General features: G+C 35.8%; 16 protein-coding genes and 1 pseudogene. 14 read left to right on the forward strand and 3 right to left on the reverse strand.

Annotated elements, in window-relative coordinates; translation table 11 throughout:
- Positions 1-442: 442 nt before the first annotated feature.
- The 5 genes from QUS22_RS05535 to QUS22_RS04115 all read left to right on the forward strand — a co-directional run bounded on the left by QUS22_RS05535 (position 443) and on the right by QUS22_RS04115 (position 4,013).
- Positions 443-577 (forward strand): ankyrin repeat domain-containing protein, encoded by a 135-nt coding sequence (locus QUS22_RS05535; protein WP_353477739.1) that lies wholly within the window; start codon positions 443-445, stop codon positions 575-577.
- Complete coding sequence (locus tag QUS22_RS04105; protein WP_289513816.1) at positions 532-789, forward strand: ankyrin repeat domain-containing protein; 258 nt, start codon at positions 532-534, stop codon at positions 787-789. The genes QUS22_RS05535 and QUS22_RS04105 overlap by 46 nt, the downstream gene beginning before the upstream one ends.
- Positions 790-858: 69 nt before the next feature.
- Positions 859-978: an ankyrin repeat domain-containing protein gene (locus QUS22_RS05540; protein WP_353477740.1), complete on the forward strand. Its 120-nt coding sequence runs from the start codon at positions 859-861 to the stop codon at positions 976-978.
- Entirely contained in the window at positions 947-1,108 is a 162-nt protein-coding gene (locus QUS22_RS04110; RefSeq protein WP_289513733.1) for a hypothetical protein, read from the forward strand. Before QUS22_RS05540 ends, QUS22_RS04110 begins: the two co-directional genes overlap by 32 nt.
- A gap of 247 nt (positions 1,109-1,355) precedes the next feature.
- Positions 1,356-4,013 carry a 2-oxoglutarate dehydrogenase E1 component gene (locus tag QUS22_RS04115; RefSeq protein WP_289513734.1) on the forward strand — a complete coding sequence of 886 codons (2,658 nt, stop codon included), beginning with the start codon at positions 1,356-1,358 and terminating at the stop codon, positions 4,011-4,013.
- A gap of 28 nt (positions 4,014-4,041) precedes the next feature.
- Here the strand turns inward: QUS22_RS04115 and QUS22_RS05545 are convergent.
- Both QUS22_RS05545 and QUS22_RS04130 read right to left on the reverse strand, forming a co-directional pair.
- A pseudogene (locus tag QUS22_RS05545) lies at positions 4,042-4,603 on the reverse strand (TIGR02217 family protein).
- A gap of 371 nt (positions 4,604-4,974) precedes the next feature.
- Positions 4,975-5,733 (reverse strand): DsbA family protein, encoded by a 759-nt coding sequence (locus tag QUS22_RS04130; protein ID WP_289513735.1) that lies wholly within the window; start codon positions 5,731-5,733, stop codon positions 4,975-4,977.
- Positions 5,734-6,071: 338 nt separating this feature from the next.
- Here QUS22_RS04130 and QUS22_RS04135 point away from each other — a divergent pair, with 338 nt between their 5' ends.
- The 9 genes from QUS22_RS04135 (at position 6,072) to uvrC (ending at position 16,483) form a co-directional block, all read left to right on the forward strand.
- The gene (locus QUS22_RS04135) at positions 6,072-6,362 is read left to right on the forward strand and encodes a hypothetical protein (RefSeq protein ID WP_289513736.1); all 291 of its coding nucleotides are present in this window, start codon (positions 6,072-6,074) and stop codon (positions 6,360-6,362) included.
- Positions 6,320-7,300 carry an AAA family ATPase gene (locus QUS22_RS04140; RefSeq protein ID WP_289513737.1) on the forward strand — a complete coding sequence of 327 codons (981 nt, stop codon included), beginning with the start codon at positions 6,320-6,322 and terminating at the stop codon, positions 7,298-7,300. The genes QUS22_RS04135 and QUS22_RS04140 overlap by 43 nt, the downstream gene beginning before the upstream one ends.
- Positions 7,301-7,539: 239 nt before the next feature.
- Positions 7,540-9,018 carry a UbiD family decarboxylase gene (locus QUS22_RS04145; protein ID WP_289513738.1) on the forward strand — a complete coding sequence of 493 codons (1,479 nt, stop codon included), beginning with the start codon at positions 7,540-7,542 and terminating at the stop codon, positions 9,016-9,018.
- A gap of 604 nt (positions 9,019-9,622) precedes the next feature.
- The gene (locus QUS22_RS04150) at positions 9,623-10,150 is read left to right on the forward strand and encodes a phospholipase D family nuclease (RefSeq protein WP_289513739.1); all 528 of its coding nucleotides are present in this window, start codon (positions 9,623-9,625) and stop codon (positions 10,148-10,150) included.
- Positions 10,151-10,241: 91 nt separating this feature from the next.
- Positions 10,242-10,787 (forward strand): hypothetical protein, encoded by a 546-nt coding sequence (locus tag QUS22_RS04155; protein ID WP_289513740.1) that lies wholly within the window; start codon positions 10,242-10,244, stop codon positions 10,785-10,787.
- A gap of 130 nt (positions 10,788-10,917) precedes the next feature.
- Positions 10,918-11,676 (forward strand): phosphatidylglycerophosphatase, encoded by a 759-nt coding sequence (locus tag QUS22_RS04160; protein ID WP_289513741.1) that lies wholly within the window; start codon positions 10,918-10,920, stop codon positions 11,674-11,676.
- A 44-nt stretch (positions 11,677-11,720) separates the two neighbouring features.
- Entirely contained in the window at positions 11,721-12,560 is an 840-nt protein-coding gene (locus QUS22_RS04165; protein WP_289513742.1) for a glycine--tRNA ligase subunit alpha, read from the forward strand.
- Positions 12,561-12,563: 3 nt separating this feature from the next.
- On the forward strand, positions 12,564-14,666 hold the full coding sequence (gene glyS / locus QUS22_RS04170; RefSeq protein ID WP_289513743.1) for a glycine--tRNA ligase subunit beta: 2,103 nt from the start codon (positions 12,564-12,566) through the stop codon (positions 14,664-14,666).
- Positions 14,663-16,483 carry an excinuclease ABC subunit UvrC gene (gene uvrC / locus QUS22_RS04175; protein WP_289513744.1) on the forward strand — a complete coding sequence of 607 codons (1,821 nt, stop codon included), beginning with the start codon at positions 14,663-14,665 and terminating at the stop codon, positions 16,481-16,483. The genes glyS and uvrC overlap by 4 nt, the downstream gene beginning before the upstream one ends.
- 27 nt (positions 16,484-16,510) lie before the next feature.
- Here the strand turns inward: uvrC and hemB are convergent, their stop codons facing one another.
- Positions 16,511-17,503, reverse strand: coding sequence for a porphobilinogen synthase (gene hemB / locus QUS22_RS04180; RefSeq protein WP_289513819.1), 993 nt, complete (start codon positions 17,501-17,503; stop codon positions 16,511-16,513).
- Positions 17,504-17,526: the final 23 nt, after the last annotated feature.

Raw genomic sequence — 17,526 nt, forward strand, 5'->3', positions numbered from 1 at the left:
CCAAATTGTAGAGGAGCCGTATGAGGTGAAAGTCTCACGTACGGTTCTGAGGTTGAGTGAGGAAGAGCGCCTTCTTTACTTAGGTGACAGGTTACAAAAGTATATAGAGAATTAGCCCTTAAATATTATCCTGATAAACATTCAGATAGGAGTAAGGATGTACGAGAATAAAATGAGGAAAAATTTAAAGAATTAGATGCTGTATATAAATTTCTTACTCAGAAAAATGCGAAAACTGATAAAAATACAAAAAAATCTACAAAACTAACTAGTGAAGATAGGGATATTAATTCTGTTGAAGATTTAAAGTTTCATTTACATGAAGCTCTTTTAAGGCAGGATATAGCATTTCTTAAAAAGCTCTTTTCTAAGTTCAAAAGCAGTAAGGATGGAAACTTGGTGATTATATCAATGAAAAGCACTTTGGAAATGATTTACCGTTATCTTCTGCTGTTTTTTCGGCAATGTTGATCTTGTAAAATTGCTCTTGGAAAATGTTGCGAATCCTAATGTACGCGATAAATATGGTGAATTCCATTACATGAGGCGTGTTCAAGAGGGCATGGTAATATTGTAGAACTACTTTTGAAACATGGTGCAGATCCTAATGCACGAGATGAACATGGTGAATCTCTATTACATAAAGCGCTTTCTTGTGGGCATGACGATATTGTAAAACGGCCCTTGGAGAATGGTGCCGATCCTAATATAAAAGATCAAAAAGGTAAATCACTATTCCGTTGTGTTATTGATAATTATGGTGATATTGATCGCTATAAAACTGTGTAATTGCTTTATTGGATAAAAGTGTTGATTCTAATACACGGGACGATCAGGGTAGGACGCCCTTTGAATTGCGTGTGTGACAAATATTATAAAAAAGGTAGTGTTGAAATTGCAAAATTGCTTTTAAGGAGAGGTGCTAATCCAGATTTGAAGGATAAAGATGGCAAAGCCGGTAAATCATGCTTACCATAACAGTGATATTGGAAAACTATTTGGTGCTATTAACTATGAAAAAGTAGCTATACTCGGAATTACTAAGCTATTAATTACAGCAGGTAGTATTACTTTGGTTTTTGGAGTTGCAGACGTATATATTAAGTAAAGTTTGGTGTTCTGCTCTTACAGTAGATATGGCTGCTGTTGCATTATGTTGAGCGTGTTGTACAGTAAAAACTCTATTTTTTCTACCAGGGCTATCGTCTGAGTTCATTAAAGCTAGGGCAGAGTTTCTTAATAGTCAAAAATCGCGTGGTCTCGCAAGTGCAGCTTAATAATTAGAAATGAAAAGGAGTTCCTTTTTAAGAAATTTAAGGTATAGTTATAAATATTTGATGCCTTTTATAGAGATTATGCTATGTTTAAGAAACAACTCCTGTCTTTATGGTGATAATGCGGAATTTATTGAGGAAATGTATAGTCGTTATCTGCAAGGCGATAAATCAATCGGAGAAGATTGGTACAGGATTTTTTCAAGCAATTTAGAAGTTAATAAAGTGGAGTCTTGTGGTGCACAGCATGCAACCAAGGCGAATGATTCTGTAGCAAATTTTTTCAGGTCCTATGGTCATTTTTTTGCAGATCTTAATCCATTATCACCAAATGTGAATAAGGAAATAGATTATCAAAAATACTCGAATCTATCTCCAGCGCGTGGTGCTGAAATCTATAGAGATATTTACTGCAAGAATATAGGTTTTGAATTTATGCATATCTCCTCTTATGAGGAGAGAATATGGTTGCAGGAGAAAATTGAAAACCAGACCTATACGCTGAGCTCACAAGATAAGAAAGAAATATTGAGGCACTTGATTGAGTCTGAGATGTTCGAGCAATTTCTCCATATCAAATTTCCTGGATATAAACGTTTCTCTATAGAAGGTGGGGAATCAGCTATTGTTGCAGTTGAGAAAATTATTAGCGATTCCGCGGCTTTTGGTATTGAAGAGATAGTTCTTGGCATGGCTCACCGTGGACGGCTCAATGTTCTCACCAAAGTTGTAGGGAAAGAATATGCAGCAATGCTGTCTGAATTTCAAGGCAATCTTGCATATCCAAGTGATCTTGAGGTGTCTGGTGATGTTAAATATCATCTTGGTTACTCCTCTGATCGAACACTTACTGGTGGTAAAAAAATACACTTAAGTTTATGTCCTAATCCATCTCACCTTGAAGCAATAAACCCGGTTCTGGCTGGAAGAATAAGAGCAAAGCAAAAAATAAGGTCTGTGCTTGGAATATCAATACATGGTGATGCAGCGTTTATCGGTCAAGGAGTGGTTGCCGAAACCCTGACCTTAAGCAACATTGAGAGCTATAAAGTGGATGGTATCGTGCACATTGTCATTAATAACCAAGTTGGTTTTACTGCAAGCCCAAGCTGCACACGGTCATCTTTTTATTGTACTGATGTAGCTAAATCTATAGAAGCTCCAGTATTTCACGTTAATGGGGATAATCCAGAAGCTGTAAGTTTTGTTGCGGGCCTTGCAGTCGAATATAGGCAGAAGTTTAAAAAAGACGTGGTGATTGACATAATATGCTACCGCAAGTATGGACATAATGAGGGTGATGAACCAAATTTCACTCAGCCACTCATGTATCAGGCGATATCAAAGCATAAAACTTCAGGGATGCTATATGAAGAGAAGTTGACTGCAGAGAAAGTATTAAGTGATAATGAAGTGAATAAATTGCGCTGCGAATTTAGGGTAAGATTGGATAAAAGCCTTACTGAGTCAGTAACTTACACTCCCAAAAAAGCTGACTGGTTCGGTGGAGTATGGTCAAAATTAAGAAGAGCGAGGTTGAACGATTTGAGCGAGTACTGTGCGGATTCTGGTGTCTCGCAAAGTAAGTTGAAAAAATTAGGTGTGCACATAAATAACAATATTCCAAGAGGTTTTAATGTCAATAATAAGGTTAGAAAAATACTCAATGGAAGAATAAATAGTATAAATTCCGGTCACGATATAGACTGGGCAACTGCTGAAAGCCTTGCGTTTGCATCACTACTTACAGAAGGAATAGGAGTGCGTTTGTCAGGACAAGATTCGGGTCAAGGCACTTTCTCGCACCGTCATGCAAGGCTTGTTGACCAAGTGACAGAAGAAACGTTTATTCCACTAAACAATATAAATAAAGAGCAAGCTCACTTTGAGGTCATAGATAGCGCTTTATCAGAGTATGCTGTAATGGGCTTTGAGTATGGATATAGCCTTGATTCTCCTTATTCATTGGTGCTCTGGGAGGGGCAATTTGGTGATTTTGCAAATGGTGCGCAAATTATGATCGACCAATTTATTGCATCTGCAGAAACAAAATGGTTGCGATCAAGCGGTCTAGTTTTACTGTTGCCTCATGGTTATGAGGGACAGGGGCCTGAGCATAGTTCCGCGCGTATAGAGAGGTTTTTGCAACTCTGTGCAGAAGATAATATGCAAGTAGTTAATTGCTCAACACCGGCAAATTACTTTCATACTTTGCGCAGGCAGATACATAGAGGCTTTCGTAAGCCTCTAATAATATTTACACCTAAGTCGCTATTACGTCATAAAAGAGCAGTTTCTAATCTGTCTGACTTTGAAGAGAAATTTCTCATGGTAATTCCAGAATATAGAACAGGTTTAGTTTCCAGTGATAAGGTGCGTAAAATTGTAATATGTAGCGGTAAAGTTTATTATGATATAATTGAAGCATGTGAAAGACAAAAAATAAGCGATATAGCAGTAATACGTTTAGAACAATTCTATCCGTTTCCTACCGATAAACTAAGTAACGAACTTGCAAAGTACAAAAATGCTGAAATTATATGGTGTCAAGAGGAACCAAAAAATATGGGAGGGTGGTTTTTTGTTAACCCATTGATAGAAGAAGTGTTATCCAATCTTAATATTCAAGCAAAAAGGCCCAAGTGCATTGCAAGACCTGCTGCTGCATCTCCTGCATGTGGTTATGCTGGCATTCATGCTCAGCAACAAGAGGAAATTTTCAAGCAAGTTATTGAATAACCTTTTTCAAAAGTACTTTGTGAGAAAATTAGCTAAGTTTCACTTCCACCAGGGGAATATTGTTCCAGCTGCTGCTGCCATAGTTATCAATAAAAGCTTTTAAGTAGTCTGTATCAAAACGTACAGGCACATTAAATTTGAAGCTTGCAGTGGTTATTACGCCTTTCACTGGTAGTTTCGTAAATGTTATTTCTCCTGTTGAATAATTTACTGAGTATTTATTTTCTTCTTTACCGTTTAAATAGATCTTTACTGTGCCATGTACTGGTTTTTAATTATACGTACGTGCTTATCCTTTCCACTTACATAGGTTTTGATCAGTTGAAAAGTCGTTTTTTTATTGTTTCCTATTCCAATTCTTGATTAGTGACTGTAAAATCTGACCAATCTTTAAAACGGAATCCTATTGCTCTACCTTTTCATGCGTTAAAAATGTTATTAATTCTTGTAGCTGCTCATTTGATCTGACCCCAATTGATATTGCGCTGTTCACAACCATTATGAGTTGTTACAATATCAGTAGAAAATTCTAGCCCTCCAGAGGAACCGTAAGATATGTTTTCTGGAAATCTAATTTCTGTAAACGAGATATGTTCTCCCGTGAAAGTAAGATTAAGATGGTTTGGCTAAAGAAAGTGTATAAAAGTTTTAATTTGGAAACACTTCACATAGTAAGTGGCTTCATGAGAGTAGCTAGGTGCACAACTGCACAAACGTTGTGATTTAAGTGCAATCTCCACTAGGAAAGAGTGTCATTCCAGCACGTGACTCTGGAATCTAGTTTTACACAATTTTATTAAAAATAATGACAGAAGGAGAAACTTGTACAAACTACACCTGTAGAATACCATTCAAGTAATTAAACTGTATACCTTCTGTGTGCTGTTACTTATCACACCTATGGTTACTGTACTTAGGTTCACTTGTGCTGTCAAGCAAAAAAAATAAAATTTTATGGCAATTAGCCTTGCTCGCGGCTTAATTCATCTACTTTTTTGCGTAATACATTCAAATCAGTTGCCCCTACTAACAGGCTATCCCCAATTATTAAAAGAGGTGTGCCGCCTACTCCCAGTTCCCTTACTAAAAGTTTGCTGTTGTTTATCATTTGCTCAATTTTATCTGCATTGTTTTTCATAGAATTATTGAAGTCGTCCTCATTAATCCCTATATTTTTCACTATACCTAATATAGTTTCATCTAAGAATTCTCCTTTGTGACTTAAAGCAGCGTAGTGAAAATCAAAATATTTTTCTTTATCGATAAAATAAATAGCTAAAGCACTTTTTGCTGCTTTTAAAGAAGCGTTACCAAGTATTGGAGCATCCCTAAAGATGTATTTAACTTTGCCGTCATTGGTTAACTGTTTTATATCGTTCTTTATAGCTTTGCAATATCTACAAGAATAGTCGAAAAAGCCTACAGCTATAACTTTGCTGTTTTTATTTCCTGAGTAAGGATAAGCTGGGTCGAATATTTCATTTTTGTACTGTAAAATTTTACCTTTAACCGCATTATCTCGGGCAGCATAACTGCTTTTAATTGATTCTTCCCGGAGGGTTTTAATAATCTTATCAAAATTTTTACTGATATAGTCATCTAATCTCTTACCTATTTGATCATCGCTTAGGGTTTGACTGCGGTGCGAAAGCCAATTGTTTATTACTGGTAAACTTGCTACTGCCAGTATAAAAATCAATAAAAACGATATTCTGGACATACCCTTATTTAAGTGACCTACAATATAAAACTTTTAGTACACATTATCTGTATATTAGAAAAAGCATCTAATGTTAATGTATAAAAACATTTATATCAAGTGTATTTTATAGCCAGTTTTGCCTAGAATGCAAACTTTACATACAATGAAAACTAAGCACATTGGCCACAGAGTTTGTCAGAAAACTTAGCAATACAAGTGGCAGAAACACGCTAGAATAGACAATTATAGGATGTCCTATCTTTTATCCGCATATAGTAATTATAAACACGGCGGTAAAAAAGTTGATTATCTTATAACTGCCGTGTATAATGCTGACAAACGCGACGGTAAATTATATGAACGAACTAATAATTGGTAGAGAAAAGGAAATAACCATTCTGGAGAGTAAGCTTCTTTCCCAATCTGCTGAGTTTACTGCCGTGTATGGTCGACGTCGTGTAGGTAAGACGTACCTAAAAAACAATTTTTCAGTAAACATGCCGATATTTTATTTGAACAGACAGGTCTTAATCATGGTGCTCTGCAGAAGCAGCTTGCGATTTTTACACAGTCGTTATCAAATGCTTTTTATAAAGGTGCAAGAATGGCTTTGCCTAAAAATTGGATGGATGCATTACAACAATTAACACTTGCTATTGATAATACACATGGGAATGAACAAGTTGTCTTATTTTTTGATGAACTACCGTGGGTGGCTACGAAAAAATCTGGTTTTCTAAAAGCATTAGAATGTTTTTGGAATATACATTGGACATACCGAAAGAAGCTTATCTTAATTGTTTGTGGTTCGGCGGCTTCCTGGATGTTAGAAAATTTAATCTATAGTAAAGGAGGCTTACATAATCGTATTACTGTAAGAATACCTTTGCAGCCTTTTAACTTACGTGAAACTAAAGAGTATCTAAGATGTTTAGGGGTCAACCTTAATCACCAGCAGATATTACAGATCTATATGGCTATGGGAGGGATACCGCATTACTTTAAGGAAGTAAGTAAAGGACTATCAGCAGCACAAAATATTAATACGATCTGTTTTCAGAAGGGTGATTTATTGTTTGATGAGTTTAATATGCTATTCCATTCTTTGTATGAAGAGCCAGAAACATATCTGAATGTCATTTGCGCAATTGCAAAAAAGCCAAAAGAGGTCAGCAGAAAAGGACTTATAAAAGTGACTAAAATCACTGAAGGTGGTCGCTTAACTACTAAATTAAGGAATTTAGAAGAGGCTGGATTTATTGGTGGTTTTTTACCGTTGAACAAGGGAAAGAGAGGAGTATATTATAGGTTAATTGATGAGTATGTGCTATACTATCTAGCATGGATTGAATTGCTTAGGGAAGTAACAAAAAGGGCAATAATGAGTGATGTACACTCTTGGGAGCTAGCAATCAAGAAATCAGCTTGGCTAACATGGACGGGGCAAGCATTTGAAGCAATATGTTTTAAACATGCCGATAGAATTAGAAGAAAATTGGATATAGAGCTTATAGCAGTTATATGTGGAGTTGGCAATATTATCCAGAGAAGAATAGTAAGGAAAGTGGTGCTCAGATTGACTTAGTTTTCTATCGAGAAGATGGGTGTACAATGCTTTGTGAAATAAAATATGGTGATAAACCTTATGCAGTAACAAAGGAATTTGTTGAACAATGAAAGAGAAAAGAAACGGTTTATATAGAAAAGACGAAGTCAAAGGAACAGATATTCTGGGTGTTAATTGCTGCAAATGGAGCTTCTGAAAACCAGTATCTAAAAGATGCAATATATCATGTGATTACTTTAGAAGACTTATTTTAAGTTATGTACAACAATTTAAGCGACTTCATTGGAGTTTTAGAAGAAAAAAAAGATCTGGTTAGGATTAAAAAGGAAGTTTCAACGGTTCTTGAAATGACGGAAATTCATCGTAGAGTTATGTTAAGCAAAGGGCCAGCTATCATCTTTGAAAATGTTGTTACAGAAAACGGCAAAAATTCGATACCAGTGCTGGTAAATTTGTTTGGCACTGTTGAGAGAATTGCATTGGGACTGAACATAAATCCTGGTGAACTACGGGACTTGGGTAAACTTCTAGCATTTTTGCAATCTCCTGAACCGCCGACAAGCTTTAAAGATGCTGTGAAGATGTTTCCTCTATTGAAAGTTGTATTGTCAATGCGAAGTAAAGTCGTGAGAAAAGCTCCGTGCCAAGAAGTGGTGCTAACAGGAGATGAAGTGGACCTTGGGTTACTGCCCATTCAAACATGCTGGCCAAATGAACCTGCACCACTTATCACTTGGCCGATTGTGGTAACAAAAGGACCAACAGAAAACAAACAAGATAATTTCAATCTTGGAGTATATCGTATGCAGGTTGTTGATAAAAAAACAACTCTGATGCGTTGGCTTGCACATCGTGGTGGGGCAAGTCATCATAAACGGTGGAGAGAGAAAGGGCAAAACATGAAATTTCCTGCTGCCGCTGTAATTGGGGCTGATCCTGCAACAATTATTGCTGCAGTAACTCCGGTGCCAGAAACATTGTTGGAATATCAATTTGCTGGACTACTGCGAAAAAAGCCGCTTGAACTTGTAAATTGCAAGACTATTCCACTTCAAGTGCCGGCTCATGCGGAAATTGTTCTGGAAGGCTATGTTAGTTTGGATAAGTATAGAAATGAGGGACCATACGGAGACCATACTGGTTACTATAATTCTGTTGAGCAGTTTCCTGAATTTGATATTACTGCAATTACAATGCGTAAAAAACCTATTTACCTCAGCACCTTTACTGGCAAGCCGCCAGATGAGCCATCAATTCTTGGTGAAGCACTTAACGAGATTTTTGTGCCAGTTCTTATCAACCAATTTCCAGAGATAGCAGACTTTTATCTGCCGCCAGAGTGTTGTTCCTATAGAATAGCAGTAGTTTCAATAAAAAAATCTTATCCAGGGCATGCAAAAAGAATTGTTATGGGCATACTCTCTTTTCTTAAACAGTTTTTATATACAAAGTTTATTATAGTTGTTGATGATGATATAAATATACGTGATTGGAAGGAAGTGATGTGGGCAATGTCAACTAGGATGGATCCTGTGCGTGATACAATCGTGATAGAGAATGCACCGATTGATTATTTGGATTTTGCTTCCCCTGAAAGTGGACTTGGAAGTAAAATGGGATTTGATGCGACAAACAAAATTCCACCTGAAACCAAACGAGAATGGGGGAAAAAAATTGAGATGAGTGAAGAAATAGTAAGAAAAGTTACTGAAAAATGGGAGGGATGTACCGATTAAACTTCTTGCATAAAAGTAGAAAAAAGTTTGGCGCCTTTTGTAGTGCTGAAGTTAGCATGACTGGTAATTGTGATTTAAGTCTGTCAGGAATGGGTGTCATTCAAGTAGCCAGCATACAACTGTACGAACATTTTAATTTTAGGGCAATCTCCATCTCTCTTGGGCTCTTAAATTGCAACTAATCTAAATATTAAGAAACTTACTAGGTGGAAAAAAGGCAAAGAAACCCCGAGTAGCGAGTTTTGACTCTCTAATACTTTAAATTGGCTCTGTGATAATGTGCTGACGCTTAGTTTAAGCCCGATTTGGCTGAATGTAGAAAAAATTTAAAAGACATGCAGTCTCAATAATTTGATGTAGTCGGCCAAAAAATACCTTAAATTTTTTACTAAATTTTGTCATTGAACCCGCGCGGATCAAAAGCAAGTTTTGAGTCAGAAATACCCTTGCCCCCATAATAAGGAGGCTGGCAAAATTTGTCAGGCAACTTTTTCGTTTCTAACGGTTTGTTATGTGCCTAAAGCGCTGCCAAATTGTTATGTAAGTCTATTGACAGACAATTAAGCTGTAATATAGCCTATTGCCATGTATTAAGTGGTGGGTTGTGAGGTTTTTATATCTTTTGCTTTTATTAGTGTGTTTTTCTCTGTATTACTATGCAGGTTCTATATTTTCACCTTGCCCGAAAGCTACGGTTTGCTTTTCGCCTGAAGAGGATTGTGCTGTGCCGATAATTAGCGAGATAGACCGGTCTACAGAATCTGTCTTAGTTCAGGAATACACGTTTACTCTTGAAGCAGCTGCGAAAGCTTTGATTAATGCTAAGAAGCGTGGCGTTGATGTTAAAGTTATTTTGGATAAATCTCAACTTTACTCAAAATATAGTGTTATAAATGAATTATTTTCAAGTGGAATACCAGTTTGGATCGATTATAAGCCGAAAATCGCCCATAATAAGGTGATAATTGTTGATAATCAGAAAATTATCACAGGATCATTTAACCTTAGTAAGGGGGCTGAAAGAGGGAATGCTGAAAATTTATTAATTATTGAAGACTATCCTGAATTAGTTCAACAGTATGTGAAAAACTGGGAGGCACGAAAGTCACAATCTTATCAATACGCTTCTTAGATACTTGCTAAAAAGCAATTAAAAAAAGTTTTCTAGTTGATTGATATAATTATGCATTATATGATGAGTTAAGAATTTTAGTAGTTAAGTAATGGATTACATAAATGATGCTTCTGATAATTACGCTACCATTCACGGTTTTTTTCAAAATAACGGGGTAGGGGACTATAAAGTTCAATGCAGTTACGGTTGTGTACCTTATGCCACCGATGGGTATATACATGTTGGAGATAAATTTTATGCTAGCAATTTTATAGACTCGCATTATGGCAGGGAGATAAAAATGTATCCTCAAAGTGAGCTTTTAGCTAAAGAATATGCTGGAAATATGCTACCTATTTCAATATCACTAGATCAAGACTCAATAAAAATAAAGGAATGTCAGGAGAAAACGAAGTTTGTGGAGCTAGAAAGAGAATCAAGTGGTCTAGTATATGATAAGCAAAAGCGTATGAAGTGCTACACAACAAAGTTATCATATGACGATGTTTATACTTATAATAATAACAAAATTTCAACACTTAACATTAAATATGATGTGCCAAACGACCCGAGATACAGTTTAAGTATAATCTTCACGAAGGTTAATAGTAATAAACCAGGGTTTTGGCAAAAATTTACAAACATATTTAGGTAGAGTAGTGTTAATATTTGTCAATGGAGAGATTTTGTAGAGAATGTGTGTCTGCTTTATTTATCTTGAACTATTGATAAGTCTGTTACAATAAAGTATTGTAAGTTTTGTTAGCGAAACGTTATTTAGACACATGGAGATTTTTTGGACGACTCTGGAAAAGATACTAGGCAAAGTTTTTCCTGCTAAGATAGTGAGCTCTTTTTTAGGAATAGGGTATTTGCCAGGTTGGCAGAACTATTGGTCTTCTTTTTTGATATTATTTGTTACCGATATTATATTAGTTTTCACATATGGAGGCGATTTTATACTATATAGAATGCCAAGTTCAGGCATAATTGTGGCTGCTATTTTTGCGAAGTTGGCAATAGTGGTGTTGATACTGCAATTAGTTGGAATATCTATTTTCCATACTCAAGATCCTTCAGCAAGCAGTGATGAAAATATAGTAATACAAATAGCGTTAGGGCAGGTGCTGACCGTTGCGCTTTCAATGCCAGCAATAATGTCAATTTATTATACTGTAAGTAAACTCTATGGAAGTATATGTAAGGGAATACTTCAATGTCCGTTTTGGTTTAATGATTTCATGCACTTGTTCTTTTTCTTTATAATACCTTATGCGTTTTTTAATGTTGTGGAAGTGATAAAACCTTGGCCAATAAGTTCAATACAACTCAATTATAACAATGCAATATCAATTACATTTGAAGGGATTTTTCTCGCGTTTTATTCAGTAATTTTACTGTATTTGACTGCATTTATATTCTGCGATTTAACTATACATAATGCAATTGTCCTGAATAAAGGCATATTTCAGTATGTGAAAGAAAGTTCAATAGTTTTGAGTGACTATTTACGTAACACTGTTAAAAAAATAAGTATTGAATAGTACTTATTTGCTTATATATTCAGTATAAAAAGTGTGCAGTTTACGTGGATCTACAAAATATAATAAAGGGGTTACAAGATTTTTGGACTAGTGAAGGGTGTACTATACTTCACCCATATACGTCTGAGGTTGGGGCTGGAACGTTACATCCTGCAACAATTATGTCAGCAGTCGACGCAAAGCCAACAAAAATTGCATATCTACAGCCAGTAATTAGGCCGGCAGATGGACGATATGGTGATAACCCTAATCGCTTATATCAACACCATCAATATCAAGTGATAATAAAACCTTCTGGTAATGATTTGCAAGATGTTTACTTAGGTAGCTTGAAAGCTCTTGGCATATCTATAGAGAAATATGATATTAAATTTATTGAGGATGATTGGGAAAATCCAAGTGTTGGCGCATCAGGTCTTGGGTGGGAAGTTATATGTAATGGAATGGAAGTAACACAACTTACTTATATACAGCAAGTGGGAGGTATTGATTGCAGAATAATCCCTGGTGAGGTGGCATATGGGTTGGAACGTTTAGCGATGTGCATACAGGGTATAGATAAAGTTTACGATATAATTTGGAACGACAACGGTGTAACTTACGGAGATATTTTTAAACAAAGAGAGTATGAGTTTTCTTACCTGGCATTAGACTACTGTAATACTGAGGTAGTGCAACAGCAATTTGAGGATACGGAAGCACTGTGTGAATTTCTTATTAAAAAGGAATTACCGGTAGCAGCTTATGACCAATGTGTTAAAACTAGTCATCTACTTAATCTGCTTGATGCAAGGGGTGTGCTTGGTGTGAATGAGCGTACAGTGTATATTGGTAGAGTGAGAGAGCTGACAAAAAAATGTTGTGAGTTATACATGAGTAAGTAACATATGTCATCACAGTTATTGTTTGAATGCCTTTCAGAGGAAATACCATCAAGAATGCAGAATTCAGCTGCAGCTCAAGCTAAGGGTTATGTTGTTAATACTTTCAATAAAAATAATGTGAAATTTGCGTCTATAGAGGTTTTTATAACAGCACGTCGCATCACCCTTTTTGTCGATAATATAGGCATTACAGAGCCAAAAGATTCTAATAACGAAATTAAGGGGCCACATGTCAACGCACCGAAAAATGCCGTTGAAGGTTTTTTAAAGAAAAATGGGAAAAGTGAGATAGATTTATTTGTTCGTAGAGTGAGCAATGGGGACTTTTACTTCATTAAAAAGGATGTTTACCCATTTAACATTCAAGAATTTCTAAAAAATCAGCTAGAAGAGATGTTAAAAAACTTCTCCTGGCCAAAGAGCATGAGGTGGAGTGAAAGAAAAGAAAGATGGGTTAGGCCAATTAAAAACATTTTATGCATTTTGAATGATGAGATAATACCTGTGTCTTTTGCAGGGGTTGCAGCGTGCAACACAACATATGGCCATAGATTTCTCTCAAGCGATATGGCGTTCACTGTTAAAACACCTAAAGACTACTTTGAATTAATAGAAAAAAACAATGTAATTCTTCAACCAGATAAAAGAAAGCAATATATACTGAATCAGATTGATAAGTTCACAAAAGAGAGGAATTTACAACTTGAAAAAAATGATTATTTACTGAATGAATTAACGGGATTTATAGAGTGGCCAATTGTACTGTTTGGTGAGGTAAATCAAGAAAAGTCATTAGGATTACCGAAGGAGGTAATGCTTAGCATAATTAATACGCAGCAAAAATATCTTGCTTTAAGTAATGGGAAGAGAATTTCACACTTTGTCACCGTTGTCAATGTTAACAATGATGAGGTTATCAAAGGACACGAAAAAATATTAGAAGCACGTCTTGCTGATGCTCAGTTTTTGATATCTCAGGACAAAAAGGAAAATCTGGATTACTATGTCAAAAAATTAGACTCGATATTATTTCATGCTTCTCTTGGTAGCGTTGGAGAAAAAGTAAAGCGCATTATCACTCTATCAAAATATATAGCAATATATGTTCCACATGCTTCACTAATTAAGGTTGAACGTGCCGCATATTTAGCAAAAGCCGATTTAGCAACATCTATAGTAAAAGAATTCCCTGAGTTGCAAGGAATGATAGGTGGGTATTATGCTTCTTACTTTCAAGAGGATGAAGAAATAGTGGAAGCTATAACTGGACATTATAAACCAATTGGGCTAGAGCAAGAGTGTCCTAAATCCTCTACTGCGGTTGCTGTAGCTATTGCTGATAAGATAGATGGGTTAGTTGGTTTGATTGCAGCGGGTGAAAAGATCTCTGGTTCATATGATCAATTTGGTCTGCGAAGGATGGCAATTGGTGTAATTAGAACAATACTTGAAAATAATTTGCATGTTCCGATCAGGCTATTGATAGATAAATCGTTATCTTTATATTCAAAACTTGTATTTACTGAAGGTACAATGTTAATTGATCGATCCAATAAGTTAAATAGAGAACAAATTTCAGAACTAGTGCTTAAGTTTTGTCTAGAAAGATTCAGGGTTATTTTAAAAAGTAGAGGTATAGGGCAAGATGTTATAGATTCAATATTGCATAAAGCCGATGTTGATGATTTGCTAATGGCGGAGAAGCAAGCTGTTATGTTAGATTGTTATCTTAATACACCTAAAGGCGAACAGATTCTAAGCTCTTATAAAAGGATCAGTAACATAGTTAACAAAGCAGAAAAAAATGACAATACTACTTACGATACATCTTATGATGAGAAGTTTTTGGTTGAGAGTGAAGAGATAGCGCTATCGAGTCATGTTATAGCTGCTCGTAAAAACATTAGACAAGCAATAAAAAATAGTCACTTTAATGTAGCGCTTAATGAACTTACTGGTTTTGCTCCGTTTATCAATCAGTTTATGGATAATGTAAAAATCGACTGTGATTCTAGCGAGTTGAAAAGAAATAGATTATCTTTACTTGCGAATATAGCTTCCGTCTTTCATTTAGTAGCAGATTTTAACCTCATACTAAAGCAATGAGCTATGTCATAAATGTTCAGGCGATAAAAAAACAAATCGAGTTGTCTCCACAGTGTTGTGGTGTATATCAAATGGTTGGAAATAAGGGCAAAGTTTTGTACGTTGGAAAAGCAAAAAACTTAAAATCGAGATTGTCTGACTACCTTCGGTTCGAAAGCCTTTCTGAACGAATCAAAGTTATGCTTTCACAAGTTGTTGAGGTTAAGACTTTTCTAACTAAAAATGAAATAGAAGCACTACTTCTTGAAGCGCAGTTAATAAAGTCATTGAAACCGCCTTATAATATTGTACTCAAGGATGGAAGATCTTATCCTTATATTAAGATTTCCAAACACGATTACCCAAGAATAGTACAATATAGAGGCAAATTCAAAAAGAGTGAATTTCACTATTACGGTCCCTTTACATCTGCTGCTGCTGTTAAGCAAACTATATTGTCATTGCAAAAAGCTTTCCTTTTGAGAGTGTGTTCAGATCGATATTTTTCCTCAACAAGAAGGCCATGTCTTGAGTATCAAGTTAAGCGCTGCTCAGCACCATGCGTGGGTAAAATCACTAAAGATGATTACTGGCAGTCAGTAAAACAAGCACGGGACACATTGCTTGGAAGAAATGGTGAAGTGGAAAAACAGTTACTTTCTATAATGGAAAAGTACAGCGATGAGCAGAACTATGAACTTGCTGCTATATATAGAGATCGGGTAGGCTTTCTTAAGCAAATTCAAATGCAGCCGATGGATTTTTCTTTTGAAAAAGATGCAGACTTTTTAAGCATTGTACGTGAAAAAGATTTGGCATGTATTGGTGTGTTATCATTCAGAAATAAAGACAACTATGGAAGCACTCCTTACTTTGTCGAAAACTGTAGTGATCATCCAGATGATGAAATTTTATCCACCTTTTTGATCAATTTGTATAATTCAGCTAACATACCTCCAGTACAAACTTATGTTCCTGGTTCGGTTAAGGATAAGGAAATCATAGAGCAAGCTCTATGCAACATTACTCAAAAACCAATAAAAGTTTTGCACGCAAAAGATAAAAAAGAGCTTAGTTTGTTGAAATTTGTTTATGATAACTCTCAACATAGCCTAAAGCAAAGGCTTACTGATTATAAGAAGAATCTAGAAAAACTTGAAGAACTGAGCAAAGTTTTTTCATTACCAAATGTTCCAAAGCGTATCGAGGTTTACGATAATAGCCATATATCTGGGAATCAACAAGTTGGTGTTATGGTTGTTGCAGGGCAAGAAGGTTTTTTGAAAGGTGAATACAGAAAATTTACTATAAAAGAGAAGATTTCAGGCGATGACTATAAAATGATGAGGGAAGTGCTAACCAGGCGTTTTTCGGGCAAGATAAAGGACATAATGCCTGATTTTCTGTTGATTGACGGTGGTCCAGGACATGTGTCTATAGTACAGAATTTATTGGAAACATTGAATATAGACGTTCCTTTTGCTTGCATGGCAAAAGGCCCTTATCGCAACGCAGGGAGTGAGAGGTTTTATATGCCAGGCAGGGAAGGATTTACTTTGGACAATGACAGCAAAGTCATGCTTTACTTACAATTGCTGCGTAATGAAGCCCACCGTTTTGCAATCACTTCACACAGAAAAAGGCGTAACAAACAGTTTATAGTTTCACAGTTGAGCAAAATACCAGGGGTTGGTAACAAAAGAAAAAATGCATTAATGTCTCATTTTGGTTCAGTGGAAAACATAAGAAAAGCTTCTCTGTTTGAAATTCAAAACGTAACTAGAATTAGTAAAAGGTTAGCAGAAGTTATTCTTAAATACGTAAATGATAAAGAGTAAGCTTTTTTGTAGGGTGTGTTATGCTCCTTACCCCAAATTTTTTGCAACATCAAGTGCAGCATAAGTGAATATTGCACTTGCACCTGCGCGTTTAAAGCAAATTAAAGACTCGTAAATTGCTTTGTCATAATCCAGCCAACCATTGTTTGTTGCAGCTTTTATCATTGCGTACTCACCGCTTACTTGGTAGGCAAAAACTGGAAAGTTAAATTTATCACTTGCTGTTTTTATTACATCCAAGTATGGCGTACCTGGTTTTATCATAATAAAATCTGCGCCTTCATTTATATCCATTTCAATTTCGCAAATAGCTTCTCTTGCGTTTCTGCAATCCATCTGATAACCACTTTTATCGATAGAATTTGATGGCTCACAAGAACCAACAATTTGTCTGAATGGTACATAAAAGCTGGAACAATATTTTACTGCATAAGACAATATTGATACATTCTGAAAGTCATTATCATCTAACGCTTTTCTTATCTTTCCTATTCTACCATCCATCATATCAGAAGGAGCAACTATATCACATCCTGCTTTTGCTAAAGCAAGTGCTTGCTTACACAATACTGACACAGTTTCATCGTTTTTCACATCTATCTGATTGCTTTTTAAAATGCCGTCATGGCCGTGAGTAGTGTATGGATCCAGTGCAATGTCTGCGATAATGCCAACGCCTGGTACCTTTGATTTTACAATACGAATTGCCTTGCAGATTAAATTGTCCAGATTATATGCTTCCTCAGCGTTTTCGGATTTTAATTTACCATCAACTACAGGAAAAATTGCAACAGCATTAATTCCTAAGCCCTCAGCTTCCTTAACTATGGGAACCAATCCATCTATTGAGTGACATTTGATGTCAGGTAAACCAGGAATTGGCTCAGTTGTTTCTTCTCTGTCATGAACAAACAGAGGAAAGATCAAATCATTTACCGATAAAATGCTTTCACTTATTAAATTGCGAATCCATGCATTTGAGCGCCTGCGCCTTAACCGTGTGTTGGGGAAATTAAACATCATACCTCTTCAAAACTATCCTA

Source organism: Wolbachia pipientis (genome assembly GCF_030373985.1).
GTDB lineage: Bacteria > Pseudomonadota > Alphaproteobacteria > Rickettsiales > Anaplasmataceae > Wolbachia > Wolbachia pipientis_D.